1 protein-coding gene is annotated in these 623 nt (G+C 29.5%); it reads left to right on the top strand.

Features of this window, described 5'->3' with window-relative positions:
* Positions 1 to 623: alpha-galactosidase (locus tag GQX97_RS13890; RefSeq protein WP_198391264.1), on the top strand; the 623-nt coding region annotated here is incomplete at both ends.

Below are 623 nucleotides of genomic sequence, written 5' to 3'. Positions count from 1 at the left end.
GGGCTATTCAAGTTAAAGGCAGAAAAATAGAGACTTCAAGATATCAGTATGTATTAGATTTAAGTAATCCTGAAGTATGCGGCTATATAATAAACTTTATGACTGATATTTTATCAAAAAATAATATTTCTTATGTTAAATGGGATATGAATAGAAATATTACAAATTTAGGTTCATCTTATCTAAAACCTGAAAAGCAAAAGGAACAATCTCATAGCTATATGTTAGGTCTTTACAGTGTATTAGAAAATATTGTTAATGCATTTCCTAATATATTATTTGAAAGCTGTGCAGGTGGCGGCGGAAGATGTGATGCTGGTATGCTTTATTATATGCCTCAGGTTTGGACAAGTGATGATACTGATGCTATAGAAAGACTTGCTATACAATATGGAGCTTCTTTAATTTATCCTTCAATATCTTTAGCTTGCCATATTTCTGATATACCTAATCATCAAACACATAGAAAGGAAACTATAGAAACAAGAGCAAATGTTGCTATGTGGGGTAATTTGGGATTAGAATTAAACTTAAATAAAATAAGTGAAGAAGATAAAAAAAATATATCAGAAAAATTGGAAGTTTATAAAAGCATAAGAAGTACTGTTCAGTTTGGAAGTCTT

It is taken from the genome of Brachyspira sp. SAP_772 (assembly GCF_009755885.1).
Classification (GTDB): domain Bacteria; phylum Spirochaetota; class Brachyspiria; order Brachyspirales; family Brachyspiraceae; genus Brachyspira.
This window is presented reverse-complemented; position numbering and strand designations above follow the sequence as displayed.